The 23153-nt window shown below is 67.9% G+C and carries 28 protein-coding genes and 1 tRNA gene; 8 read left to right on the top strand and 21 right to left on the bottom strand.

Going from position 1 to position 23153, the window contains the following annotated elements; translation table 11 throughout:
- Positions 1-61: 61 nt before the first annotated feature.
- Positions 62-712, bottom strand: coding sequence for a nucleotide exchange factor GrpE (grpE, locus tag ACWCQM_RS08290; protein ID WP_450914486.1), 651 nt, complete (start codon positions 710-712; stop codon positions 62-64).
- The gene (gene dnaK, locus ACWCQM_RS08285; RefSeq protein ID WP_450914485.1) at positions 709-2565 is read right to left on the bottom strand and encodes a molecular chaperone DnaK; all 1857 of its coding nucleotides are present in this window, start codon (positions 2563-2565) and stop codon (positions 709-711) included. The genes grpE and dnaK overlap by 4 nt, the downstream gene beginning before the upstream one ends.
- 314 nt (positions 2566-2879) lie before the next feature.
- Here dnaK and ACWCQM_RS08280 point away from each other — a divergent pair, with 314 nt between their 5' ends.
- The 3 genes from ACWCQM_RS08280 to ACWCQM_RS08270 all read left to right on the top strand — a co-directional run bounded on the left by ACWCQM_RS08280 (position 2880) and on the right by ACWCQM_RS08270 (position 7073).
- Positions 2880-3548, top strand: a complete 669-nt coding sequence (locus ACWCQM_RS08280) for a sugar transferase (protein WP_450914484.1) — start codon at positions 2880-2882, stop codon at positions 3546-3548.
- Between the two features lie 92 nt (positions 3549-3640).
- Positions 3641-5923: a heterodisulfide reductase-related iron-sulfur binding cluster gene (locus ACWCQM_RS08275; RefSeq protein ID WP_450914483.1), complete on the top strand. Its 2283-nt coding sequence runs from the start codon at positions 3641-3643 to the stop codon at positions 5921-5923.
- Between the two features lie 238 nt (positions 5924-6161).
- A complete protein-coding gene (locus ACWCQM_RS08270) occupies positions 6162-7073 on the top strand; it encodes a Yip1 family protein (protein WP_450914482.1) in 912 nt (303 codons plus the stop codon).
- A gap of 70 nt (positions 7074-7143) precedes the next feature.
- Here ACWCQM_RS08270 and ACWCQM_RS08265 read toward each other — a convergent pair whose 3' ends face one another.
- Together ACWCQM_RS08265 and dcd are read right to left on the bottom strand one after the other, a co-directional pair.
- Positions 7144-7644 (bottom strand): phosphoribosyltransferase, encoded by a 501-nt coding sequence (locus ACWCQM_RS08265; RefSeq protein WP_450914481.1) that lies wholly within the window; start codon positions 7642-7644, stop codon positions 7144-7146.
- Between the two features lie 6 nt (positions 7645-7650).
- The gene (gene dcd / locus ACWCQM_RS08260) at positions 7651-8226 is read right to left on the bottom strand and encodes a dCTP deaminase (protein ID WP_147958700.1); all 576 of its coding nucleotides are present in this window, start codon (positions 8224-8226) and stop codon (positions 7651-7653) included.
- Positions 8227-8714: 488 nt separating this feature from the next.
- Here dcd and ACWCQM_RS08255 point away from each other — a divergent pair.
- Positions 8715-8788: transfer RNA gene (locus ACWCQM_RS08255), tRNA-Gly, on the top strand.
- 51 nt (positions 8789-8839) lie between these two features.
- On the opposite strand, the gene ACWCQM_RS08250 is transcribed toward ACWCQM_RS08255, so the two are convergent.
- From ACWCQM_RS08250 to ACWCQM_RS08190, 13 genes are all read right to left on the bottom strand, one after another.
- Entirely contained in the window at positions 8840-10000 is a 1161-nt protein-coding gene (locus tag ACWCQM_RS08250) for a tyrosine-type recombinase/integrase (RefSeq protein WP_450914480.1), read from the bottom strand.
- A complete protein-coding gene (locus ACWCQM_RS08245; RefSeq protein ID WP_147982330.1) occupies positions 10000-10212 on the bottom strand; it encodes a helix-turn-helix domain-containing protein in 213 nt (70 codons plus the stop codon). Before ACWCQM_RS08245 ends, ACWCQM_RS08250 begins: the two co-directional genes overlap by 1 nt.
- Positions 10209-11588, bottom strand: a complete 1380-nt coding sequence (gene repSA, locus ACWCQM_RS08240) for a replication initiator protein RepSA (RefSeq protein ID WP_450914479.1) — start codon at positions 11586-11588, stop codon at positions 10209-10211. The genes ACWCQM_RS08245 and repSA overlap by 4 nt, the downstream gene beginning before the upstream one ends.
- The gene (locus tag ACWCQM_RS08235) at positions 11585-11782 is read right to left on the bottom strand and encodes a hypothetical protein (protein WP_450914478.1); all 198 of its coding nucleotides are present in this window, start codon (positions 11780-11782) and stop codon (positions 11585-11587) included. The genes repSA and ACWCQM_RS08235 overlap by 4 nt, the downstream gene beginning before the upstream one ends.
- 95 nt (positions 11783-11877) lie before the next feature.
- Complete coding sequence (locus tag ACWCQM_RS08230; protein ID WP_450914477.1) at positions 11878-12504, bottom strand: GGDEF domain-containing protein; 627 nt, start codon at positions 12502-12504, stop codon at positions 11878-11880.
- A gap of 14 nt (positions 12505-12518) precedes the next feature.
- Positions 12519-12824 carry a SpdD-like protein gene (locus tag ACWCQM_RS08225; protein WP_450914476.1) on the bottom strand — a complete coding sequence of 102 codons (306 nt, stop codon included), beginning with the start codon at positions 12822-12824 and terminating at the stop codon, positions 12519-12521.
- A 23-nt stretch (positions 12825-12847) separates the two neighbouring features.
- Positions 12848-13003: a hypothetical protein gene (locus ACWCQM_RS08220; protein ID WP_098899167.1), complete on the bottom strand. Its 156-nt coding sequence runs from the start codon at positions 13001-13003 to the stop codon at positions 12848-12850.
- A gap of 11 nt (positions 13004-13014) precedes the next feature.
- The gene (locus ACWCQM_RS08215) at positions 13015-13206 is read right to left on the bottom strand and encodes a mobile element transfer protein (RefSeq protein WP_030876212.1); all 192 of its coding nucleotides are present in this window, start codon (positions 13204-13206) and stop codon (positions 13015-13017) included.
- A 21-nt stretch (positions 13207-13227) separates the two neighbouring features.
- Positions 13228-13902 (bottom strand): DUF2637 domain-containing protein, encoded by a 675-nt coding sequence (locus ACWCQM_RS08210; protein WP_450914475.1) that lies wholly within the window; start codon positions 13900-13902, stop codon positions 13228-13230.
- The gene (locus ACWCQM_RS08205) at positions 13902-14087 is read right to left on the bottom strand and encodes a hypothetical protein (protein ID WP_450914474.1); all 186 of its coding nucleotides are present in this window, start codon (positions 14085-14087) and stop codon (positions 13902-13904) included. The genes ACWCQM_RS08210 and ACWCQM_RS08205 overlap by 1 nt, the downstream gene beginning before the upstream one ends.
- An 84-nt stretch (positions 14088-14171) precedes the next feature.
- Positions 14172-15527, bottom strand: coding sequence for an FtsK/SpoIIIE domain-containing protein (locus tag ACWCQM_RS08200; protein ID WP_450914473.1), 1356 nt, complete (start codon positions 15525-15527; stop codon positions 14172-14174).
- A gap of 2 nt (positions 15528-15529) precedes the next feature.
- The gene (locus ACWCQM_RS08195; protein WP_033299734.1) at positions 15530-15883 is read right to left on the bottom strand and encodes an SCO3933 family regulatory protein; all 354 of its coding nucleotides are present in this window, start codon (positions 15881-15883) and stop codon (positions 15530-15532) included.
- A 139-nt stretch (positions 15884-16022) separates the two neighbouring features.
- Positions 16023-16802 carry a GntR family transcriptional regulator gene (locus ACWCQM_RS08190; protein ID WP_030876225.1) on the bottom strand — a complete coding sequence of 260 codons (780 nt, stop codon included), beginning with the start codon at positions 16800-16802 and terminating at the stop codon, positions 16023-16025.
- Between the two features lie 18 nt (positions 16803-16820).
- Here ACWCQM_RS08190 and ACWCQM_RS08185 point away from each other — a divergent pair, with 18 nt between their 5' ends.
- Together ACWCQM_RS08185 and ACWCQM_RS08180 are read left to right on the top strand one after the other, a co-directional pair.
- Positions 16821-17291, top strand: coding sequence for an NUDIX hydrolase (locus ACWCQM_RS08185; RefSeq protein WP_450914472.1), 471 nt, complete (start codon positions 16821-16823; stop codon positions 17289-17291).
- A complete protein-coding gene (locus ACWCQM_RS08180) occupies positions 17288-17671 on the top strand; it encodes a hypothetical protein (RefSeq protein ID WP_450914471.1) in 384 nt (127 codons plus the stop codon). Before ACWCQM_RS08185 ends, ACWCQM_RS08180 begins: the two co-directional genes overlap by 4 nt.
- A 347-nt stretch (positions 17672-18018) precedes the next feature.
- Here ACWCQM_RS08180 and ACWCQM_RS08175 read toward each other — a convergent pair whose 3' ends face one another.
- Together ACWCQM_RS08175 and ACWCQM_RS08170 are read right to left on the bottom strand one after the other, a co-directional pair.
- Positions 18019-18927 (bottom strand): hypothetical protein, encoded by a 909-nt coding sequence (locus ACWCQM_RS08175; RefSeq protein WP_389431482.1) that lies wholly within the window; start codon positions 18925-18927, stop codon positions 18019-18021.
- On the bottom strand, positions 18924-19505 hold the full coding sequence (locus tag ACWCQM_RS08170; RefSeq protein WP_389431484.1) for a DUF6932 family protein: 582 nt from the start codon (positions 19503-19505) through the stop codon (positions 18924-18926). Before ACWCQM_RS08170 ends, ACWCQM_RS08175 begins: the two co-directional genes overlap by 4 nt.
- Positions 19506-19941: 436 nt before the next feature.
- Here ACWCQM_RS08170 and ACWCQM_RS08165 point away from each other — a divergent pair, with 436 nt between their 5' ends.
- Both ACWCQM_RS08165 and ACWCQM_RS08160 read left to right on the top strand, forming a co-directional pair.
- A complete protein-coding gene (locus ACWCQM_RS08165) occupies positions 19942-20190 on the top strand; it encodes a hypothetical protein (RefSeq protein ID WP_450914470.1) in 249 nt (82 codons plus the stop codon).
- A complete protein-coding gene (locus ACWCQM_RS08160) occupies positions 20187-20588 on the top strand; it encodes a DNA-binding protein (protein WP_450914469.1) in 402 nt (133 codons plus the stop codon). Before ACWCQM_RS08165 ends, ACWCQM_RS08160 begins: the two co-directional genes overlap by 4 nt.
- A 372-nt stretch (positions 20589-20960) precedes the next feature.
- On the opposite strand, the gene ACWCQM_RS08155 is transcribed toward ACWCQM_RS08160, so the two are convergent.
- Both ACWCQM_RS08155 and ACWCQM_RS08150 read right to left on the bottom strand, forming a co-directional pair.
- The gene (locus ACWCQM_RS08155) at positions 20961-22079 is read right to left on the bottom strand and encodes a fatty acid desaturase family protein (RefSeq protein WP_450914468.1); all 1119 of its coding nucleotides are present in this window, start codon (positions 22077-22079) and stop codon (positions 20961-20963) included.
- Positions 22080-22086: 7 nt separating this feature from the next.
- Positions 22087-23142, bottom strand: coding sequence for a ferredoxin reductase (locus ACWCQM_RS08150; RefSeq protein WP_450914467.1), 1056 nt, complete (start codon positions 23140-23142; stop codon positions 22087-22089).
- Between the last annotated feature and the right edge of the window lie 11 nt (positions 23143-23153).

Raw genomic sequence — 23153 nt, 5'->3', positions numbered from 1 at the left:
GGCCGGCCCTGTGGCCGGCCGCACGCCCCGTCGGTGTTCACCGCAGTGGTCGGACGTGATGTCAGACCTCTTCGGTGCCACCGCTCTCCTCGTCGTCTGCCTTCTCTTCCTTCGCGGCCGAGGGCGTGGCGCCCGGCTGCGGTTCGGCCACGGCCACCCGCGCGGGGCGGATGGTGCGCTCCCCGATGCGGTACCCGGGCTGCAGGATCGCCACGCAGGTCGTCTCGGTGACGTCCGGCGCGTACGAGTGCATCAGGGCCTCGTGGATCGTCGGGTCGAAGGGCTCGCCCTCCTTGCCGAACTGCTGGAGCCCGAGCTTCGCGACGACCGTCTCCAGGGATTCGGCCACCGACTTGAAGCCACCGACGAGCTCACCGTGCTCGCGGGCCCTGCCGACGTCGTCGAGCACCGGGAGGAGCTCGGTCAGGAGACCCGCGACCGCGATCTCCTTGACCGTCACCCGGTCGCGCTCGACGCGGCGGCGGTAGTTCTGGTACTCGGCCTGGAGCCGCTGGAGGTCGCCCGTACGCTCGTTGAGCGCGGTGCGGACCTGGTCCAGCTGAGCCGTCAGAGCCGCTGTCTGCTGTACGTCCCCGGCCGGGGCCGCCGCCTCCTCCTCGGAGGGGGTGGCGGCCTTCGGGTCGGCGTCGTCGGAGTTGGCGCCGGAGGGGACGTCAGGCTTCTCGTCGAAGCCCGGAGTCTCCTCGGTCACGCCGCACCGCCCTTCTGGTCCTTCTCGTCGTCCACGATCTCGGCGTCGACGACGTCGTCGTCGGCGGCCTTGGCCTGGCCGTCGCCCGGCGCCTCGGCACCCGGAGCCGCACCCTCGGCCTGGGTGTTGGCGTACATCGCCTGGCCCAGCTTCTGGGAGACGGCCGCGACCTTCTCGGTGGCGGTACGGATCTCGGCGGTGTCCTCGCCCTTGAGCTTCTCCTTCAGCTCGGTGAGCGCGGTCTCCACCTCCGTCTTCACGTCACCGGGGACCTTGTCCTCGTTGTCCTTGAGGAACTTCTCCGTCTGGTAGACGAGCTGCTCGCCCTGGTTGCGGGACTCGGCGGCCTCGCGACGGCGGTGGTCCTCGTCGGCGTACTGCTCGGCCTCTTCGCGCATCCGGTTGACCTCGTCCTTCGGCAGCGAGGAGCCACCGGTGACGGTCATCTTCTGCTCCTTGCCGGTGCCGAGGTCCTTGGCGGCGACGTGCATGATGCCGTTGGCGTCGATGTCGAAGGCGACCTCGATCTGCGGCACACCGCGCGGGGCCGGCGGCAGACCGGTCAGCTCGAACATCCCGAGCTTCTTGTTGTACGCCGCGATCTCGCGCTCGCCCTGGTAGACCTGGATCTGCACGGACGGCTGGTTGTCCTCGGCCGTCGTGAAGATCTCGGAACGCTTGGTCGGGATCGTGGTGTTGCGCTCGATGAGCTTGGTCATGATCCCTCCCTTGGTCTCGATGCCGAGGGACAGCGGGGTCACGTCGAGGAGCAGGACGTCCTTGACCTCGCCCTTGAGGACACCGGCCTGGAGCGAGGCGCCGATGGCGACGACCTCGTCCGGGTTCACACCCTTGTTGGCGTCCTGGCCGCCCGTGAGCTCCTTGACGAGCTCGGCGACGGCCGGCATACGGGTCGAGCCACCGACGAGAACGACGTGGTCGATCTCGGAGAGCTGGATGCCCGCGTCCTTGATGACGTTGTGGAACGGGTTCTTGCAGCGGTCCAGGAGGTCCGCGGTCAGCTGCTGGAACTGCGAGCGCGTGAGCTTCTCGTCCAGGTGCAGCGGGCCCTCGGCGGACGCGGTGATGTAGGGCAGGTTGATCGTGGTCTCGGTCGAGGACGAGAGCTCGATCTTCGCCTTCTCCGCGGCCTCGCGGAGACGCTGGAGAGCCATCTTGTCCTTGGACAGGTCCACGCCGTGCCCGTTGGCGAACTGCTTCACCAGGTAGTCGACGACGCGCTGGTCCCAGTCGTCACCACCGAGGTGGTTGTCACCGTTGGTGGCCTTCACCTCGACGACGCCGTCGCCGATCTCCAGGAGGGACACGTCGAAGGTGCCGCCACCGAGGTCGAAGACGAGGATCGTCTGGTCGTCCTTGTCGAGGCCGTACGCCAGCGCGGCGGCGGTCGGCTCGTTGACGATGCGCAGGACGTTCAGGCCCGCGATCTCGCCGGCCTCCTTGGTCGCCTGGCGCTCCGAGTCGTTGAAGTACGCCGGGACGGTGATCACCGCGTCGGTGACCTTCTCGCCCAGGTACGCCTCGGCGTCGCGCTTCAGCTTCTGCAGGATGAAGGCGCTCATCTGCTGCGGGTTGAAGTTCTTGCCGTCGAGCTCGATCTTCCAGTCAGTGCCCATGTGGCGCTTGACCGAACGGATCGTCCTGTCGACGTTGGTGACCGCCTGGCGCTTGGCGACCTCGCCGACGAGCACCTCGCCGTTCTTCGCGAAGGCGACGACGGACGGCGTGGTCCTGGCGCCTTCGGCGTTGGTGATGACGGTGGGCTCGCCGCCTTCGAGAACGCTCACGACGGAGTTAGTCGTGCCCAGGTCGATGCCGACCGCACGTGCCATTTCAATTCCTCCAACTGACTACTTGAGTGGATCTGACTCAAGGATGCATGACACCCACCCCGGAGTCAAAGGACCTGAGCCACTTACGCTCAACTTATGTGCTCGCAAGCCACTTCACCAGGCATTTCGTGGAAATCGCAGCTCCCGGGCGACCCCCGGCCACTGCCCCCGCAAGGGCCCGGCCCGCTCCGGCCCGCGACACCTGGCGCGCGGGGCGCGACACACACCCCACCCACCTTCGCACCATGGGATCGTTCTGTCACAAAATGCAGCGAGACGGTCAAACCGTCACCTCACCGACCCGGGCAGGCGCCATGCGGAACGCGAAGCAGACTGCGGCACGAAGGACACGGCACCCCGCCGCGTCCGCGGCGGCCGGTGCGGTCGGCCGGGCCGGCGGGCGGGCCACCGCGGCACTGGCGGGCGTGACCGCGAAGCGGTGCCTGGACCTGACACTCGGCTCGGCGCTCCTGCTCCTGGCGGCCCCCGCGCTGCTCCTCGCGGCCCTGGCGCTCGCCGTCAGGGCCCGGGGCCTGTCGGGGGTGCTCAGATGTGAGGCCCGCGTCGGCATCGGCGGCCACCCCTTCGAGCTGCGCTCGCTGCGCACCCGGCGGCTCAGGCTCGACCTGCTGTCCCGGCTGCCCCATGTCGTACGAGGAGAGCTCTCCCTGGTCGGACCGGCCCCGCTCACCCCGGACGAGGCCGCCCTCCTGGGGCCCTCGGCGGGGTACTGGCGGCACGGCCTGCGGCCCGGCCTGACCGGCCTGGCACAGGTCCGCGCCCGCTCCGGAATGCCCTGGGACGAACCCGCCCTCCTGGATGCGCACTACGCAGAGCATCATGGAACAGGGCTCGACCTGGCGATCCTGGCGCGGTCCGCGGCGATCCCGCTCCGTGCGGCACTGCACCGGCTGCGCCACCCGGGGAAGGCTCACCTGAGCGACACAGATCACCGCCTGCCCGGCTACAGCGTGGCGGAATAAGTGGATAGTGTCAGCACAGACTGATTAAGTTACTGCTTAGTAATCTCTTGTACGCGCTGGATCCCACCCTCGCAGGCCCGAGGAGCCCCCAAATGCAACTCGCCGCGATCATCGTGTCGCTGGTGCTGACTGTCGTCGGCGTTGCGCTCATCGCCCGAGCCGTCGCGCAGATCTACCGGTTCGTCCGTATCGGACAGCCGGTGCCGGCAGGCAGCCGCACCGACAACCCCAAGCAGCGCACGATCACCCTGGTCAAGGAATTCCTCGGCCACACCCGGATGAACCGGTGGGGGATCGTGGGCTTCGCCCACTGGTTCGTCGCGATCGGCTTCCTGACCCTGCCGCCGACGCTGCTCCAGGCGTACGGACAGCTCTTCCAGGCCGACTGGGTGCTGCCGATCGTCGGCGGCTGGCTGCCGTTCGAGATGTACATCGAGTTCATCGGCATCATGACCGTGCTCGGCATCGTCACGCTGATGGCCATCCGCCTGCTGAACCTGCCCTCGCGGGCCGGCCGCAAGTCGCGCTTCGCGGGCTCCAAGGCCTGGCAGGCGTACTTCGTCGAGTACGTCATCCTCGTCATCGGCCTGGCGATCCTGGCCCTGCGCGGCCTCGAAGGCGCCATCCACCACGTCGAGGGCTACGAGGCCGCCTACTTCGTCTCGTACCCCCTGGTGCTCGCGTTCAAGGGCCTCTCGCTCAGCGCCCTCCAGAACCTCATCTACTTCACCGCGATGATCAAGATCGGCACCTCGCTGATCTGGATGATCACGGTCTCGCTCAACACCAACATGGGTGTCGCCTGGCACCGCTTCCTCGGCTTCCCGAACATCTGGTTCAAGCGGAACGCCGACGGCGACGTCGCGCTCGGCGCCCTGCAGCCGATGACCACCGGCGGCAAGGAGATCGACTGGGAGGACCCGGGCGAGGACGACGTCTTCGGCGTCTCCCAGGTCGAGCAGTTCTCCTGGAAGGGCATCCTCGACTTCTCGACCTGCACCGAGTGCGGCCGCTGCCAGTCGCAGTGCCCCGCCTGGAACACCGGGAAGCCGCTCTCCCCCAAGCTCCTGATCATGTCCCTGCGCGACCACGCGCACGCCAAGGCGCCGTATCTGCTGGCCGGCGGCGGCAAGGACATGGAGGGCAACGAGAAGGCCTCCGAGGAGCAGCTCAAGGACGTCCCCGCGGCGGCGCTGGCGGAGGCCGAGCGTCCGCTGATCGGCACCGTCGAGGAGAACGGCGTCATCGACCCGGACGTGCTGTGGTCCTGCACCACCTGCGGTGCGTGCGTGGAGCAGTGCCCGGTCGACATCGAGCACATCGACCACATCGTCGACATGCGCCGCTACCAGGTGATGATCGAGTCCGCGTTCCCGTCCGAGGCGGGCACGATGCTCAAGAACCTGGAGAAGAAGGGCAACCCCTGGGGCCTCGCCAAGAAGCAGCGCCTGGAGTGGCTCAAGGAGCTCGACTTCGAGGTACCGGTCGTCGGCAAGGACATCGAGGACCTCACCGAGGTCGAGTACCTCTACTGGGTCGGCTGCGCCGGCGCCCTGGAGGACCGCGCCAAGAAGACCACCAAGGCCTTCGCGGAGCTCCTCAACATCGCGGGCGTCAAGTTCGCGATCATGGGCGGCGACGAGAAGTGCACCGGTGACTCCGCCCGCCGCCTCGGCAACGAGCCGCTGTTCCAGCAGCTCGGCCAGGAGAACGTCATGGCGCTGAACATGGCGTTCGGCGAGGAGTACGACGACGACGGCAAGGTCACCGACGAGTCGAAGAAGCCGCGGACGGCCAAGAAGATCGTCGCGACCTGCCCGCACTGCCTCAACACGATCGGCAACGAGTACCCGCAGATCGGCGGCGACTACGAGGTCATCCACCACACCCAGCTGCTCCAGCACCTGGTGGACGAGGGCAAGCTGGTCCCGGTGACCCCGGTCGAGGGCATCATCACGTACCACGACCCGTGCTACCTGGGCCGCCACAACAAGATCTACACGCCCCCGCGCGAGATCATCGCGAGCGTCCCGGGTCTGCGGAACGAGGAGATGCACCGCCACAAGGAGCGCGGCTTCTGCTGCGGCGCCGGTGGTGCCCGGATGTGGATGGAGGAGCGGATCGGCAAGCGCATCAACAACGAGCGTGTCGACGAAGCCCTCTCGCTCAACCCGGACATCGTCTCCACCGCCTGCCCGTTCTGCCTCGTCATGCTGACCGACTCGGTCAACGGCAAGAAGAACGACGGCAAGGCCAAGGAGTCGATCCAGGTGGTCGACGTCTCGCAGCTCCTCCTGGACTCGGTGAAGACCCCCGTCGACCCCGCGGGCGACGCGGAGACCGCGGGCCAGCCGGAGCCCGAGCCGGTCAAGTAGTCCACTCCCGCCGCACGGAAGCGGCCGGACCTGCCTCGGGGGCAGGACCGGCCGCTTCGGTGCGTACGGGGACGTTCCCGGACCGCTCCGGGAGTGCCCCCGGGGGCTCCGGAGGGCTCCCCGGGGGTGGGGCTGTCCCCCCAGGGTCCCCCTAGGGGATGTCACAGCTAGGCCGCAATGGCACCCCTGTTCCCCCGGCTCCCGCCCCATCCCCCTGCGGACCAGGTACGTTCGATGGGTGGCTGGATTCAGGATCGGACGCGGCCGGGACAACCGCACACCGCAACAACACCCGCAGCAGCAACAGCCGTACGGCGCGCAGGCACCATCGCAGCCGTACGGCGGGCAGTCGTGGCCCCCGGCAGGGGGCAACGGCGGCGCACCGTACGGCGGCCCCCAGGGCGCCCCGTACGGCGGCGGGCACGGCGGCAACGGACACGGGGGTGGGCACGGCGAGCCGGAGTACTTCGGCGACCCGCACCACCAGCCCCCGCAGCACGACCCGTACGCCAACGCCCCGGGGCACACCCAGGCGTTCAGCATCAACGAGGACCCGTACGGCGACGGCAGCACCTACCAGGCCGGCCAGGCCCCCGCGCAGCCCTCCGGACCCCGGCTGCACTGGAAGCAGCTGCTGAGCGGCATCGTGATGCGGCCGGGCCCGACGTTCTGGCAGATGCGCGACTACCCCGTGTGGGGCACCGCGATCGTCGTCACGTTCGTCTACGGCCTGCTCGCGCTCTTCGGCTTCGACCAGGCGCGCGACGAGGCGATCCACGCGGAGGTCTCCACGGCCGCCCCGTACGTGATCTTCACCGGCATCGGCTTCGTCATCGGCGGCCTGGTCCTCGGCGCGGTCACCCACACCCTGGCCCGCCAGCTCGGCGGCACGGGCTCGTGGCAGCCGACCGTGGGCCTGTCGATGCTGATCATGTCCATCACGGACGCGCCCCGCCTGGTCTTCGCCCTGTTCCTGGGCGGCGAGAACTCCCTGGTCCAGATCCTGGGCTGGATCACCTGGCTGGCCGCCGGAGCGCTGTTCACGTCCATGGTGAGCAAGTCGCACGACCTGCCGTGGCCCAAGGCCCTGGGCGCCTCGGCGATCCAGCTGATCGCCCTGCTCTCGATCATCAAGCTCGGCACGATCTGACCCGACGCGACGCGCAGGAGGGGCCCCGGTGCACGGCACCGGGGCCCCTCCGTTGTCTCTCACAGGCGTGCTAGGAGTCGAGAATCTGCCCCTCACGGCGCACGACGGGCTTTTCGACGCTCCACGGGAAGTTGATCCATTGATCGGTCTTCTTCCACACGTACTCGCACTTCACGAGCGACTGCGGCTTCTCGTAGATGACCGCGCTGCGCACCTCGGCCACATGCTCGATGCAGAAGTCCCGGACGAGCTTCAGCGTCTTGCCCGTGTCGGCGACGTCGTCGGCGATGAGGACTTTCTTCCGCGTGAAGTCGATGGCGTTCGGAACGGGCGCCAGCATGACCGGCATCTCCAGGGTGGTGCCCACCCCGGTGTAGAACTCGACGTTCACCAGGTGGATGTTCTTGCAGTCCAGGGCGTACGCCAGCCCGCCGGCGACGAAGACCCCGCCCCGCGCGATGCTCAGCACGACGTCCGGCTCGTAGCCGTCGTCGGCGACCGCCTGCGCCAGCTCACGCACGGCATGCCCGAAGGCCTCGTACGTCAGGTTCTCCCGCTCTTCACCAGCCATGCCGCATCACACCTGTGTCCGATGGAAATTCATGTACGAACGCGAGGCGGTCGGCCCTCGCTGCCCCTGATAACGCGATCCGTAGCGCTCGGACCCGTACGGGAACTCCGACGAAGAACTCAGCCGGAACATGCACAGCTGCCCGATCTTCATTCCCGGCCAGAGCTTTATCGGGAGCGTCGCCAGATTCGACAGCTCCAGGGTCACGTGCCCCGAGAAACCGGGGTCGATGAAGCCGGCCGTCGAATGCGTCACCAGCCCGAGCCGCCCCAGCGAGCTCTTCCCCTCCAGCCGCGACGCCAGATCGTCGGGCAGCGAGATGACCTCGTACGTCGACGCCAGGACGAACTCGCCCGGGTGAAGGATGAACGCCTCGTCGCCGTCCGGCTCGACCTGGCGCGTCAGGTCCACCTGCTCGACGGCGGGGTCGATATGCGGATAGCGGTGGTTCTCGAACACCCGGAAGTAGCGGTCGAGCCGCACATCGATGCTCGAGGGCTGCACCATCGAAGCGTCGAACGGGTCAATGCGAACCCGCCCGGCATCGATCTCGGCCCGGAGGTCCTTATCTGAGAGAAGCACGCACCGAGGATACGCAGAACGCGCGAGCCGACCCCAACCGGACCGTCCCGCGCGCCCCTGCCTACAGACCTACAACACCCTCCGACGCCCGCTAACGCTCCCCGAACGCCACGGGAACCGCCTGCCTCAGCCGCGCACAGCGCGGACAGCGAATGAGCCTCCCCGGCCCGATCCGCCCGGTTCCGAGCTGCTGCATCGGAAACGAAGAGGTAGCGAAAACGTGCCCTTCGGCACAGCGGACGACGGTGCGCTCCATCGACTCCATCAAGTCCCTTCCCCAACCAGCCATGGACGAGACCGCCACATTAGGGGATGAACAGGACGCCACTCCAGGCGGCACTCCGACTACGTACGCTACGCCCCCAACTCCCGCCCCCCACAACCGCGTCCACCCCGGCCCACGCGACACGGACCCCACGGCGGGAACACCGGGGGCCTGCGATGGGGTAGAGTGTGCGACGATGCACTGCCGATCATCGGCGCGCTTCGCGGGTGTAGTTTAATGGTAGAACATGAGCTTCCCAAGCTCAGAGCGCGAGTTCGATTCTCGTCACCCGCTCCATGAAAAAGCCCCAGGCCAGCGGCCGGGGGCTTCTTTGTTGTCTGGACCAGTTCAGGTTTCTCGTGCCATATCCGTGCCAGATGCCTGGTCATCCGCCTCTTCACGCCGGGCCCGCACGAGCTGGTCGAGGCCGGCCGCCACCTCACGCTGCCGCTCAAGGTCCGAGTGCTGATAGATCAGGGCGGCCCGCTCGGTCGACTGTCCCGCGCGCACCATCGTGTCCTTCAGCGTGGCCCCGGACCGGGTCGTCAGGGTGTGCCCGGTGTGACGAAGATCGTAGAAGCGGAAGCCGTCGGGGAGACCCACCTTCGAGCGAGCCGCGCGCCACTTCCGCCCGAAGGTGGACCGGCGGAACGGCTTGCCTTTCTCCCCCACGAACAGCAGTCCGTCCGCGCCCTTCTCGGCGTACCAGTCGAGGTGCCGGCGAAGGTCGGTCCGCAGAAAGGCCGGCAGAACGACGAGCCGCTTGCCAGCTTCCGACTTGGTAGGCCCTTCCGCCCGCCTGCCCGTGGTGAGCTCCGGGGCAGCCTGCCTGACGCGGACGGTGAGGTTGTCCAGGTCCATGTCCTTTCGGCGCAGCCCGGCCTGTTCCTCGGGGCGAAGAGGCCCGTACGCGCCGAGGTAGACCATCAGCCGCCAGCGGGGGCCGAGGGCATCGGCAAGCGCGTCGACCTGGTCGACGGTGGCGACGGGACGTTCGGCCGCGGTCTCCTTTCCGGCGCCCCGGATCCGGCACGGGTTGCGCCGGATCAGCTCGTCCTCGACGGCGGTCTCAAGGATGGCCTTGAGGAGCCGATAGCTCTTGGCGACGGTGGTCTCGGCCCCGGTGGCGTCGAGCCGTTCCGAGCGCCAGGACCGCACGCGGGGAGCGGTGATCTGGTCGAGGTCCAGGTCCTCGAAGGCCGGCAGGATGTGCAGCCGCAGGAGTCGCCGGTACAGCTCCTCAGTGGTCTGCGAGAGACGGCGTTCCTTCACCCAGAGGAGGGCGTACTCCCGGAAGTCCACTGCCCCGGCATCGGGGTCCTGCCAGTCACCGCGCCGGATCTCGGTCTGCTTCTCGGCGAGCCAGCCATCAGCATCACGAGCAGTCTCGAACGTCTCGGGAGCGGGTCGCATCACGCCGTCCGGGCCGGGATAGCGAGCCTGAAAGCGGCCCGACGGCAGCTTCCGCACCGCCCCGAACGTCCGGCGCTTGCCCTTCTTGTTGGCCATCAGGCGGCCCTTCCGTAGCGGGAGCGGCGACGGCGGATCGGCTGGACGGTGTTCCCCTCGATGTACGCCTCCAGGACGCTCGCCTTGATGCGCACGTGACTGCCGACCTTGACGAAGGCGATGCGGCGTTCGGCGATGAGGCGGCGCGGGAAGCGTGCGGTGGTGCCGAGGCGTTCGGCGGCTTGGTCGACGGTGAGCAGGGGGTCGGTCACGACCGGTCTCCTTCCAGGGCGAGGGCTTCACGTGCGGTTTCTCGGTTGAGTTGCAGGTCTCTCGCGATCGAGGCGGCGAGGACCGATTCACCAGGGCTGTGGCCCTGTCCGGCGTACTGCCAGCCCGTGAGGACGAGGACGGTCGGGTCCTGGTCGGGGTCGGGCAAGCCGAGTTCCTCGCGCTGTTGGGCGGCGCGGTAGTCGGCTCGGACCTGGCGGAGCGCGCCCAGGGTCGTCGAGTAGCGGCGGGACTTGGAGGAGAAGTGGCCGCGAAAGCCGAGCATGTGAGCCCACGCCCGCAGCCGCCGGTCGGGATAGAGCGGGTCGAGGTCGAAGCAGGCTTCGATGAGTCGACGCGGATGGTCGGGGACGTCGAGGAGGACCAGGGCCTCACGGTTGCCGACGCGGCGGTCTATGGTGCCGGTCGTCTCGGCGGCTTTGGTGGCGTACTTGGCGACGTAGGAGGCGACGGCCTGTTCGGTGATGTCGGTCCCGGCGTCGAAGGCGCGGATGGGACGGATGTCGAGCTGGGTGCCCCAGCGGAGCGGGCGTGCGGGTTGGCCGGCGGCGGCCGGGACGGTGATGGTCGTGTACGAGTGCGCGACGGCCGCACGGATGGAGTCGTCAAGCAGCTGCACCGAGGCCCAGGAGGGCGGCGGACTGTCGGCTCCGTCCGGGCCGTCGAGGCGTATGACGGCGTGGAAGTGGACGGCGCCGCGCTTCTGGAACTCGGCGACCTTGCCATACGAGACCCGTGCGGTTTCTTTGAGTTCGCGTTGGGTGCGGCCGGCGCGGGCGGCGATCTCGCGGCGGAGGCGGTTGGTGAAGCGCTGCCAGAGGTTCCCGGCGTGGTTGTTGAAGAGGACCGCTCCCGCGTAGTCGTAGGAGTCCGGGTCGAGCGGCGTGCCGAGGGTGTCGTCCTCCTGGGCGTGGGCCGTGCCGCAGCGACACCGGCCCGTGTCGGGACGGTTGTGGACCGGGCCGAAGGAGGGGGCGGTGAGCGTGGCGAAGACGCGCGGGTGGTCGCGGACAGTGGCGGGGACGTCCTTGTCCTGGTCGCCCGCGAGTCCGGCGCGGATCAGGTGGTAGGTGTCGGCGGAGTAGGTCCAGGCGCAGGCCGGGCAGCGGGAGGCGCGGCGGTTGCCGCAGGCGACGCGGAGGTGTCCGCCGGGCTCGGTTTCGGTGGAGTAGTGGTGCAGGGGCTGGCCGGTGGCGCGGTCCTTGGTGAGGGTCCAGCCGGAGAGGTGGATGGGGTTGGAGCAGCCGCCGGTGCGGCGGATCTGGTCCTGCCAGCGGTCGAAGCCGGTGGACCCGGCCACCCGCAGCAGGTCGCCGAGGGTGGCCGGGTCCAGACCCGTAAGGATCGTGTCCGTCACGCGTGCTCCCGCTGGACGACCGGGGCCGAAGCTGTGGTGGTGCGGGTGGTGCCGGTGCCGTGGCATGGGCGGCAGGTGACGGTGAGGGTGGCGCGGGTGCCGTCGTCGAGGAGGGTGCCGGTGTCGATGGCGACGGCGGGGAAGCCGTCGCAGTCCGGGCAGATGCGCGTCGGGGCAGGGGTGTGCTGGGCCATGATGGTGGTCCTTTCGATTGCGGTTGGAAGGGGCCGGACCGTCCGGGCGGCGGCGATGCTTGGCGGCTTGTGCGCCGTCCGGAGGCCGGTCAAGATCAGCGGTTGAGCGTGCGGGTGCCGCGTCGGCCGGCCGTTCCCTTGGCCGCGTACATCGCGCTGTCGGCGGTGGCGAGCGCGTCGGAGAGGCTGCGGACCGGCAGGTCCTTCACGTGGCAGGAGCCGACCGATACGGAGACCGGGAGCCGACGCCCGGCGTAGGCCACGGGCTGGTTCAGGGCGCGGTGGAGGCTCTCGAGGTCTGGGGCCTGACGGGCGATGGCGACGAATTCGTCTCCGCCGAGGCGTCCCGCGATGCCGTGGCGTCCGCACCAGGCGGCGAGGCGTTCGGCCGTGACGACCAGGGCGACGTCCCCGGCGGCGTGGCTGTGGGTGTCGTTGAGGTTCTTGAAGTCGTCGAGGTCGAGCAGGAGGACGGTGGCGTTCGGGTGCCGGCGGATGACGCGTTCGGCGAGGGCGGTCCATCGGCGCGGGTGCGCAGGCCGGTGAGGGGGTCCCGGCGGGCGGTGGCGAGCCGGTGGGTGAGCAGGGCGGTGTGGGAGGCCCAGCCGATGAGCGGTAAGGCGAGGGCGAGCGCTTGGGTGTCCACGGTTCTCCTTCGATCGCGGTTGGAAGGGAGTGCGTGGGCCGTCCGGGCGGCGGCGATGCTTGGCGGCTTGTGGCACCGCCCGGAGGCCGGTCAGCGGTGCTGGTCTGCCATGAGCGAGCGGATGACCAGGGCACAGATGGCGACGGATGCGCCGGTGATCGCGACCGCGAGGAGCATCGAGACCAAGACAGCGCCGACGACCAGGACGACGGCCGCCCCACCACCCACGAGCGCGAGGACGGAGCCGGACGTGAGCTGGACGGTCGGCCGGGCCGCAGGAGTCGAGGCGACCAGCGGTGTGGGGCTCTGCTGGACCACGCTGGTCGGCTCGACGACGGCCGGCGGGGTGATGAAGCCAGTGGGCTGCGGCATGGTGGGGACCTTGGGCTTGAACATGGTGGATCTCCCTTCGGGGGCGGTTACTTGGTGACGGTGTCGATGGCGGGGGCGAGGAAGCTGTCGGCGAGGAGGTAGCCGCCCAGGAGCAGGACGGCGACCAGCCACAGCGGCGGGCGGATGAGCTTGATGCCGAGAGCGCCGACGACGATCAGGGCGAGCCAGAGCGGGACATCCACGGGTCGGTCTCCTATCGGGCGGTGCAGCGGTGGGTGCGGGCGGCGAGCTGGGCGGCGCTCTGGCTGGAGTAGTCGGCGGACCAGCCGCAGCGGTCAGCGCTGCAGACGGCGGCGTGTTTGGTGTGGCCGTGGCGGTCGCGGTGGGTGCCGATCTGTACGGGGCCGATCCGCATCACGGAGTGGAAGTGGTCACGAGCGGGCATGGCGGTGGTTCTCCCTTCTGGTCAGGCGAGTTGGGCGGCGATGGTCTCGGCGAGCTGTGGCGGGACGCCGAGGCGGGCGCGCAGGGTCTCGGTGTCGATCCGGGCACCAGTGCGGGCGTGGTGGTCGTCGGCGAGCTTGCGGGCGTGGTCGACCAGCGCGGCCGGGACCGACGGACCAACCGGGGCAGTGGGAGCGGGGGCGAGCGCCGGGATGTCCTCGGCAGCCGCGGCGAGGGGCTCGGGCTCCGGTCGATCGGGGGCGGCCTCCAGCCCGACTTCCGGAGTGGGCTCCGCAGCTGCGGGCGCCGACGGAACCGACTCCGGGTCTTCGGAGGTGTGGGAGTGGGCGAGGAGGGTGCCGCCGAGGAAAGCAAGGGCGGGCCATCCCGCGATGCCGAACCGCAGCCAGGCCGGCGGGTGGGCGAGGTCGAGGAACCCGGCGGTCGCGACGTTGGCACCCAGCGAGGCGAACAGTGCGATGAGGAACCAGCACCAGGCCAGCCGGGACGGGCCCTCACTGCGCAGGCGACGCCAGGCAGCGACCAGGAGCAGGTCAACCGAGATCGGGTAGGCCCAGGCCTTCCAGCCGTCCTGTCCGGCGGCGGCGGCGAGGTCGTGGAGGTGGGCGAAGGACAGGGCACCGGCGATGACGGCCTGGACCAGGACGGCATCCACGCGGAACGCGGGCCGGGCCATCAGACGCCGCCGATGGTGTCGTAGCCGGGCGGGAACATGCCCGGCGGCGGCTCGGGGAGGGATACGGCTAGGGACGGGCCGATGGTGTCGATGAAGTCGTCATCGGCGCCGGGGATCTCGGCGTACAGGGCCAGGGCGCCGAGCATCAGGACGGTGCGGTGGAAGTCCTCGATGTGCTCACACATGGGAGTCGGTCTCCCTTCCTTGAGGCATGGAGCGGGTAGGGACCTGGCGCAATGCGGTCACGCCGACCGGAATGCGGGACGGAGTCAGGCCGTCGCGGGGGCAGCCTTGGTGAGCGGCTCGGAGGCCGGAGCCAGGGAACCGACGGCAGGACGGAAGGCTGCCAGGACGGGCAGGTCCGGGGTGCGGTCGGCGTGCCGGTTGCAGATGTTCACGGCCGCTCGGAGCGAGGTGTGCGGGGCGCGGATGCGGGCCCAGCCTCCGGAGGAATCACCGGTGACGGCGATGCCGGGCGTCTCGGTGGGGATCTGGATAGCGGCGAGGACGGCGTCGGGTGCGATGTCGCCGAAGGCCATGTTGGCGGAGGACTCGTCATTGACCCGGTGTGCGGTGCGGCCGGTGAGCTGGGCGCGGAGCATGGTGATGCCCTTGCCGAGTTCGGAGCCGAAGCGCTGCCCACAGATCTCCAGGTAGATCCCCGCAGCCCGGCCGAGCTGGGCGAGCCGCACGAGCGCGGTGATGATCCGGTCGCGGCGCTTCTCCTCGTCCTTCGTGGCGAAGAGGGCGAGTTCGGCGACCTCGTCCACCAGGACCACGACCGGGACCGGTCGCAAGTGGTCGGGCAGGTCCCAGATGTCAGCGGCGATCTCCGCATCCGGCACGTTCACCGTGATCCGCTGTTCGGCCCGGATCAGTTGGTAGACGTCCTCCATGTGCGAGACGAGCGCATCGAGGAGGTCCAAGGCGGTGTCGGGGTTGTCGGCGAGTGCGGAGAACCGGCGGGCCAGCGGGAAGAGCTCGACGCCCTGCTTGCAGTCGATACCGACCAGTGCGACGTCCATCGGTGCGAGGCCGGCCACCAGGTTGCGCTGATAGACGGACTTCCCCGACTCGGTGGCACCGAGGGTGAGCCCGTGCGGCACGGCACGGTAGTCGCGGTAGTGGACAGCACCGTCCTCCCGCAGGGCGACCGGGACCCGCATCGGTGCCGGGTCGGTCTTGGCGGGCATCTGCACCCGCTTGAGGACGTCGTAGCCGGTCATACGTACTTCGACGACGCCGGAGCGCAGTTCGCGGGAGGTCACGCCGTACATACCGAAGGAGTGACGCAGCCGGTCCGAGGCGGCGGAGACGTCGAAGGCGTCCTGGCCGGGGCGCAACTTGAGACGGAGCACCAGGCCGGTGCGGGTGGGGTGGACGCGCAGGATGCGCGGGGCGCGGGACTCCGGCACGGGCCGGTTGGTCATCCGGGCTAAGGCCAGGCGCCAGCGGGAGGGCGGGACGGTCAGCCCGCACGCGTCCATCACGGAGATGTAGCGGACCAAGACCCGCACGGCGGCGAGGACCGCGCCGAAGGCCAGCCAGTACCAGGCGGGGCGCCGCCACCGCAGGATGACTGCGGTAGCGACAACTAGCGCCAGGGCGACCGTGAAGCCGGTCATGATCAGGCCGCCTTCGAGGCCGATGACGCGGCGGCGAGCGAGGTGACCGCGACCGCGCGGAACGCGATCCCGTGCCGCTTCTGCCCGTTGAACTCGTTCTCCCATGCCGAGGCGACCAGCCCTGTCAGCGCGACCGGGGTGCCCATGGCCAGGTCCTCGGAGACGCCCGGCTGGGGAACGGTGAGCTTGAGGATCTCTACCTCGTCCGGCGTGGAGAACATGACCTCCACCGTCATCAGCGTCACGCCGTCCTTGTCGAGCGCGATCTCACCGGTACGGCGGTCCTTGACCTTCGGCTGGGGAGCCTTGGCGACCATCACGGTCGCGTTCGTGGTGTCGACGGGAATCTGACGCACAGCAGATCACTCCTCTGTAGGTGCTCAACTCCGTCACTCATGTATATGAGTGACATGAAGAAGAGTGCAGCACTCCTGTACATGAGTCAACCCGCTACGACGAAGAAATCGCGGCGGGTTGAGGTGAGTTGAGTGCGCGTCAGTCGGTGGCAGGGATCCTGTAGCTGAAGACGAACTGGTCAGCGGCCATGAGGGTGTCGCAGACCTCGACCACACGACCCTCTTCGGTCACGGCATCCCGGATGAGGTGAACGACCGGGGAGCCGGGGCTCAGCGCGAGTTCGGAGGACTCCGCCTTAGAGGCCGGCCGCGCCTGAAGGGTCTCGACGAACTCCGCGAAGACATGGCCGTCGTCTTCAAGTCGGGCGTAGATCCCACCAGGGCCCGGGTTCTCGGAGAACAGCTCCGGGATGTCCTTCACGACGTCCCACGGCAGGTAAGACGTAGCGGTCTCGACCGGGGTGCCGTTGCGGAAGTAGAGGCGCCGGCGGGCCAACACCTTGGCTCCGGGGTCCACGCCCAGGCGCTCCGCGACGTCATCCGGCGCGTCAGCCGGGCCAATGAACAGGACACTGACCTTGGCGGTCGCGCCAGCCTGCTCCGACTCCGCGAGGTACGCGGCCTTGCCACCCTTGCGATGCGAGCGCCGGAACCGGTCCGAAGACCGATGACGTACCGGGGGCCGAGCCTTTACCAAGGACCCCTTGCCGTGCCGGGTCTCGACCAAGCCGCTCGCGCGTACCTCCACCATGGCCTTGCGGATCGTGCCGCCGGACACGCCGTAGCGGTCGACCAACTCGGACTCACTCGGCACCATGTCACCAGGCTTGAGGACACCTGCCCGGATCTGCTGAACGATCTCATCGGCGATCTGAACGTACCGGGGTACGGCCCTGCCACCTCCTACTGCTGTTCCCATCGACCTACTCACTCTCCTATGCTCCTGTACATGAGTAACAGCGCCCAAGAAGCCCCGTCAACGCCGAAGCACAGTGTGTCCGTGGCGGGGGCTGTCGTGCGCGATGACGGCCGGCTCCTGGCGATCCGCCGTGCGGACAACGGGACATGGGAGCTGCCGGGCGGAGTGCTGGAACTGGAGGAGTCCCCGGAGCAGGGCGTGAGCCGCGAGGTCTGGGAAGAGACCGGCATTCACGTCGAGGTCGACGAGCTCACCGGGGTCTACAAGAACACCACCAGGGGCGTGGTCGCCATGGTCTTCCGTTGCAAGCCCTCCGGGGGCACCGAGCGCACGTCGTCCGAGTCCACCGCGGTTGACTGGCTCACGCCGGAGCAGATCACCGAGCGCATGTCCGAGGTCTACGCGATCCGCCTGCTCGATGCGCTGGACGGGGCGGGCCCTCACGTACGAAGCCACGACGGTCAACGTTTTCTGGAGACATCGGCGTGACCAGCAGTGCCAAGATTCCCAAGCCAAGGTCTTTGTCCGAGTTGAAGGACCTGCACGACTACCTTGACGACGTGCGTCTCCGGCCAGGCATGTACGTGCGGGGCCAGTCCATCACTCACCTCGCTTCGATCCTGTACGGGTACCGCGTCGCATGCGAGATCCACGGGCTTCCGTCGACGGCAGACTTCGAACCCGGCGGGCCGTTCAACGAGTGGCTCTGGCCGCGACTACGTCTCGGCTACGAAAGCTCCCTGGGCTGGGCAACCGAGATCGAACGGTCAGCCGAAGCGGCGGGGATTGCGCCCCTGGACATGTTCTTCAGCCTCCTGGACCAGTTCCGCGCCGAACGCGACGATGCGCCCCAGGACGCTGCGCGGTAAGACTTTCTCTACTTCATCAAGGTGGCTCGCTCCGCTCGCCGCGCGCTCCCCGGCTCACCGCCGGGGCCTGACGCTCCTGCCTTCGGCCCGCTCTGGCCCCGGCTACGCCGGTCACGCGGCTAGAGCGAGCACCATGGTGGGGAAGAAACCCGCTGTGGCTGGGGCGGTCGGCTCCACGGCTTTAGCCACCTCCCCGGTTCGGGTCCCGCGTCGAGCAAGACCAGGGGGCCACTCGTTCAAATTCCGGGCAGGATCACAGCCTGCCCGAGTTGCCGGCCAGCGTACGGCCCCCTGATCATGCTCGACCCCAAACCGGGCAGGACACCGGCCAAACCCGCTCCGCCGACCTACTCGTCGAAGATACTGCCCTGCCCATCCCCCATACGGACAAAGCGAAATTCGGTCGACCTCTCCCGCCCAAGCTTGTCTTTTTTCTTAATAACTTGAACCACGAAGGAAACCATCATCCCGAGTTCAAGATGCATATCTATTAGATTATCCCGCTCGACACGGACCTCATACGCAGTAGACCGCCTACTCAGGCCGGTCTTAACTTTTACCAGGCCCGCTTCCCGAAGCTCGGTAATCCGCCCAGTGATCACAGATTGCGACTTGTACAGATCAACGTTGCGGAGATTCCGAACATAACCCTTGCCCCGACCGGACAAGCAGGAAGACCGCACTGCCCCATCCAAGCTACGCCAACGCATCTCCATCGAGAGATCAAATTTATCGAGGGCTTCAACGACACCGTCCAGGCCGGGAACCATGCGCTCCCACTGGCGAACGTCGCGCTCATTCTCCGCCGCGTCAACCAACTTAAGAAGGTCGCGAATCGCCGGATCTGCAACGGAGGAATCTACGCTGGCTAGATCCTCTTGCCCTTGCAGCTCCATCGATTCTGCAATCTTGGGGCGCACGTGTAGGACCGTACTCCCCTGAGAAAGCCCCGTGAGTTCGAGCTCAACGTCCTTTCGAGCAGCCGCACTAACACCGTCCCGCAAGGGCTTTAGCAGCGCATCGCCGATCCTGAAGTCGAGCGCCCCTCGGTCTGCGGCATCCCCCTTGAGCCGGACCGTCAGCTCCTCATCGAGAGTCGCAGTGGAGTCGTAGTGGCGCGCAGCCTCCAGCCAGAAGCGCCGTAGCTCTTCCTCATGGCTGTCAGGGTCCTGGTGATCTTCCTCAAGCTCTGCGAAGAACTGCCGGTTCGCTTCCCGGTTACGCTCAAGGGCACGCTGGCGCCAGCTTGTGCTCATAGCGTCACCTCCAGGTAGCCACGCTGCGGTGCGACGGTCTCAAGGGTTGGCTCGGACTTGTCTACCCCATGGGGCCGACAGCGCTGCCACCAGTCGTCCCATGCCCCTCGCTCCCGAAGGTACGCCTGATCCTCCGGGTCCAGCAGCTCGGCGCGAAAGACTGAGACAACAGGCCTATACCCAACCCTCAGGGGAGAGACCCCGAACTCTGCCAGCCTGGCCTTACGGTTGAACGCTGAGCTGAGCCACCGGCTGCCCTCCAAGCCTCTGATGGCGGAAGCTGCTCGCTCATCGATCAACACAGTTAGATCTATGTTCTGCGGATTAATCTTGGAGCTGACGTAGCTGCCACCAAGCCAGAGGGCATGGATGAGCTGGGATCCATCAAGTACATCCTGATGACGGTCTTCAAGATCAAAGAACCGGCTCAGGTAGGTGTCGAGGCCAGACCACAGTTGGGCCCTGGTCGCGGAAACCTGAAACCTCTCGTCTGCAACAAGGAGCTGTTCAGCTTCATCAGGATCGATCCTGTACCTCCCGGGCGGCAGAAAACCGCCCTCCCCCCATTCGGGAACCATGTACCCCCCTTGGTGCATAGCCGTCTAGCTGTGGACATGATCCCTTCGGCGGATACGATCCGGCAAGGCCTAGTCACGATCTGTAGCTCCGGCAACCAGTGTCTGGCGAGGACCGTGCCACACGCATGCCAGACGGCGCGGTAAGCAACGGACAACAGGAGCGCTCGGCAGGGGGCGAGACGCCCACCTCCAGCAGCATCGACGCAGGTCATCGACTCAGACGGGTGACGAAACGTCGTGATTCCCAAGCTCAGAGCGCGAGTTCGATTCTCGTCACCCGCTTCATGATGAAGGCCCTGGCCAATGACTGGGACCGCTCTTATTGCAGTCCAACGGTGCGGCCCCCACGCCTTCACCCGGAGCGCGCGACAGCGGGCGTCAAGACTAGGGGCCAGAGACCCGAGCAAGCGTGTGCATACTCCAGTATGCTTGATATATGTCCTCAACGACTCGCATCACCGTCACGCTCCCCAGCGATCAGGTGGCGGAGCTCCGGAAGCTCACGGACAACGTCTCCGGCTACGTGGCCGAAGCCGTAGCCCGCCAGATCCGGCACCAACTCCTGGGCGACGACCTACGCCGGCATGAAGAGGAGCACGGAGGCTTCAGCGACGAGGAGCTCGCCGAGGCCCGCTCGAAGATCTTCGGCGGCGACGGCTCCGCCAAGGGCGCGGACGCCGCGTGAGCGAGCGCATCGAGACCGTTGTCCTGGACTCGGAAGGGCTCTCCGCCTGGATCGCGCAGGACCGCAAGCTCCTCGCGATGCTTCAGGTCTTCCACGACATGGGAGCCGACCTGGTGATCGGGGCGAACACCATCGTGGAAGTAACCCACTCCCGTACCAACATGCCCCGCCTGAACTGGGCCCTGTCCCGCATCAAGGTGGAGCCGGTCACCGAGCACGCGGCGAAAGCGGCGGCTGAGCTCCTCAAAGGCGCCGGACTGCACGGGCACAAGTACGCCATCGACGCCACGGTCGCCGAGGTCGCACTCCGCCAGCCGAAACCTGTCGCCCTGCTGACCTCCGACAGCGACGACATGACCAAGCTCTGCGGCAGCCAGGTTCGCATCATCCCTCTCTGACCAGCCGGCCCGCCCGGAGCACGCGTCGCGCTGCCGGCTCTCGTGCCCCATCCGTGCCCAGCAGAGCGGACAACAGCGGTCAGATACGGCTCCCAGAGGCCGGGAGTCATCCACCTGGCCGATCCGAAATCGCAGGTCAGGTCCCCTGCAACAATCCAGGAACCGTTGATTCCCAAGCTCAGAGCGCGAGTTGGATTCTCGTCACCCGCTCCATGAAAAAGCCCCAGGCCAGCGGCCGGGGGCTTTCTTGTTGGCCCGGAGCGGAACGCGGATGTCGCCCACCGGTACCTGCGCAGCAGGGAACCCCACTGGCCGAGTAGGCCGTCGTGTCGCAGCAGTGACAGTCACCAAGGGCTGAGGTGCGGCGGGACGTCAGGCGGCGATGAGGTCCTGGTCACGGTCCGGCGTTCCGACCTTGGGCGGCTTGTTCGGCAGTGCGAGCCGGAAGACCTTGTGCCACGCGGAGAACACCTGCTTGGGCAGCGGGCCGGTGACGTACTCCAGCTCGTACTTCTCGAACAGCGCGCGCACCTTCACCGCGACCTCGGCATACCGGTTGCTCGGCAGGTCCGGGAACAGGTGGTGCTCGATCTGGTGCGACAGGTTCCCGGTCATGAAGTGCATGGCCTTGCTGCCGCTGATGTTCGCCGAGCCCATCATCTGGCGCAGATACCACTGGCCGCGTGTCTCGCCCGTGATCGACCGGCGTTCGAAGACCTGTACGCCCTCGGGGAAGTGCCCGCACATGATCACCGAGTGGGTCCAGAGGTTGCGGACCAGGTTCGCGGTGAACGTGGCGCCGAGTGTGGTGAGGAACGAGGGGCCCGACAGCAGCGGGTGGATCACGTAGTCCTTGAGCACCTGCTTACGGATCTTGCGGACCACGGCCCTGGCTCGAGCGCGGAACTCCGGGTCCTTGCGGCGGCGCTTGGTGAGGTTCTTGCCGAGCTCCAGGTCGTACGCCGCGATGCCGTACTCGAAGAAGCAGGCGTTGAGGAAGTTCCACAGCGGCTGGCCGAGGTGGAAGGGGTGCCACCGCTGGTCCTCGTCGACGCGCATGATGCCGTAGCCGAGGTCGTTGTCCTTGCCGATCACGTTGGTGTACGCGTGGTGCAGCTCGTTGTGCGAGTGCTTCCACTGGTCGGACGGCGAGACGTGATCCCACTCCCAGGTGGTGGAGTGGATCTTCGGGTCGCGCATCCAGTCCCACTGGCCGTGCAGGACGTTGTGGCCGATCTCCATGTTGTCCATGATCTTCGCCACGGACAGCCCGGCGGTGCCGATCAGCCACGCGGGCGGGAAGATCGAGAACAGCAGCACACCCCTGCTGACCAGCTCCAGCTTGCGCTGCGCCGAGATGACCCGCCGGATGTAGGCGGCGTCCTTCTCGCCGCGGTCGGCGATCACCTCGTCGCGGATGGCGTCCAGCTCGCGGCCCAGTTCGTCGATCTGCTCCGCGGTCAGGTGGGCAGTGGGGTCGATGGCGGTCAAGGTGCTCCTACCGTTCGATGTCGCAGGGGCCCGCCGCGGCGGACACACAGGTCTGGATGAGGACGCCCGGCTCGGCCTCGGTGATCTCGCCGGTACGCAGGTCGCGGACAGCGCCGGCCTTGAGCGGCGTGACGCAGCCGAAGCAGATGCCCATACGGCACCCGGAGGGCATGAGCACGCCGCCCTCCTCGCCGATGTCGAGCAGCGGCGTGACGCCGTCCGCGTCGATGGTCTTGCCGGTCGCGCTGAACGTGACCTCGCCGCCCTCGCCGGCGACGACGATGCCGGCGCGGAACCGTTCGGTGTGCAGGCGTTCTTGGACACCCTGTTCGGTCCAGTGCTCTTCGGCGGCGTGGAGCAGACCTGCGGGCCCGCAGGCCCAGGTCTCGCGCTCGGCCCAGTCGGGCACGAGTTCCTGGAGACGGGCGATGTCGAGCTTGCCGTCGGTGTCGGTGTGCACCTCGGTGAGCCGAAGCTTCTTGTCCACGACCAGGCGGTGCAGTTCCTTGCGGAAGATCACGTCCTGAGGCTGTGGCGCACAGTGGACCATGACGACGTCGTCGAGCTCGGTGTCGCGCAGCATGCCCATCACGGGCGTGATGCCGCTGCCGGCCGTCAGGTAGAGCACCTTGGCGGGCTTGGCCCGCGGCAGGACGAAGTCACCGGTCGCCTGGTCGAGCTGGATCAGCGTGCCCGGTTTCGCTCTGCGGACCAGGTGATTGCTGACCTTGCCTTCCGGGATCGCCTTCACGGTGATCGTGATACGGCCGTCCCGGCGGTTCGTCGGCGAGGTGATGGAGTAGGCACGCCACAGGCGCACCCCGTCGACGTCGACCCCGATCCGCACGTACTGACCGGCTGTGTGGCCGCGCCACGCCCGTCCCGGCCTGATCACCACAGTCGCGGCGCCACTCGTCTCGGGGCGCACGGCCTCGATGCGCCCCCGTAGGTCGGCGCCCGTACGGAGCGGGCTGACCAGGTCGAGGTAGTCCGACGGCAGCAGCGGCGTCGTGACCATCTCCAGCAGTTTCCACGCCCTGCCGCGGAGGGCTGTACTCGTCATGACTCCAGCTT

The organism is Streptomyces sp. NPDC002125, assembly GCF_053593715.1.
Note: the sequence above shows the minus strand (reverse complement) of the source record. Positions and strands in the feature narration are given on the sequence as shown.

Bases quoted from the DNA above. Each gene is read 5' to 3' on its own strand.
- ACWCQM_RS08280 (WP_450914484.1), top strand. From the start codon at position 2,880: ATGCGGAACGCGAAGCAGACTGCGGCACGAAGGACACGGCACCCCGCC.
- ACWCQM_RS08225 (WP_450914476.1), bottom strand. From the start codon at position 12,824: ATGTTCAAGCCCAAGGTCCCCACCATGCCGCAGCCCACTGGCTTCATC.
- ACWCQM_RS08200 (WP_450914473.1), bottom strand. From the start codon at position 15,527: ATGACCGGCTTCACGGTCGCCCTGGCGCTAGTTGTCGCTACCGCAGTC.
- ACWCQM_RS08210 (WP_450914475.1), bottom strand. From the start codon at position 13,902: ATGGCCCGGCCCGCGTTCCGCGTGGATGCCGTCCTGGTCCAGGCCGTC.
- dnaK (WP_450914485.1), bottom strand. From the start codon at position 2,565: ATGGCACGTGCGGTCGGCATCGACCTGGGCACGACTAACTCCGTCGTG.
- ACWCQM_RS08215 (WP_030876212.1), bottom strand. From the start codon at position 13,206: ATGCCCGCTCGTGACCACTTCCACTCCGTGATGCGGATCGGCCCCGTA.
- ACWCQM_RS08275 (WP_450914483.1), top strand. From the start codon at position 3,641: ATGCAACTCGCCGCGATCATCGTGTCGCTGGTGCTGACTGTCGTCGGC.
- ACWCQM_RS08165 (WP_450914470.1), top strand. From the start codon at position 19,942: ATGTCCTCAACGACTCGCATCACCGTCACGCTCCCCAGCGATCAGGTG.
- ACWCQM_RS08235 (WP_450914478.1), bottom strand. From the start codon at position 11,782: ATGGCCCAGCACACCCCTGCCCCGACGCGCATCTGCCCGGACTGCGAC.
- ACWCQM_RS08175 (WP_389431482.1), bottom strand. From the start codon at position 18,927: ATGAGCACAAGCTGGCGCCAGCGTGCCCTTGAGCGTAACCGGGAAGCG.
- ACWCQM_RS08205 (WP_450914474.1), bottom strand. From the start codon at position 14,087: ATGTGTGAGCACATCGAGGACTTCCACCGCACCGTCCTGATGCTCGGC.
- ACWCQM_RS08150 (WP_450914467.1), bottom strand. From the start codon at position 23,142: ATGACGAGTACAGCCCTCCGCGGCAGGGCGTGGAAACTGCTGGAGATG.
- ACWCQM_RS08190 (WP_030876225.1), bottom strand. From the start codon at position 16,802: ATGGGAACAGCAGTAGGAGGTGGCAGGGCCGTACCCCGGTACGTTCAG.
- ACWCQM_RS08185 (WP_450914472.1), top strand. From the start codon at position 16,821: ATGCTCCTGTACATGAGTAACAGCGCCCAAGAAGCCCCGTCAACGCCG.
- ACWCQM_RS08170 (WP_389431484.1), bottom strand. From the start codon at position 19,505: ATGGTTCCCGAATGGGGGGAGGGCGGTTTTCTGCCGCCCGGGAGGTAC.
- ACWCQM_RS08250 (WP_450914480.1), bottom strand. From the start codon at position 10,000: ATGGCCAACAAGAAGGGCAAGCGCCGGACGTTCGGGGCGGTGCGGAAG.
- ACWCQM_RS08265 (WP_450914481.1), bottom strand. From the start codon at position 7,644: ATGGCTGGTGAAGAGCGGGAGAACCTGACGTACGAGGCCTTCGGGCAT.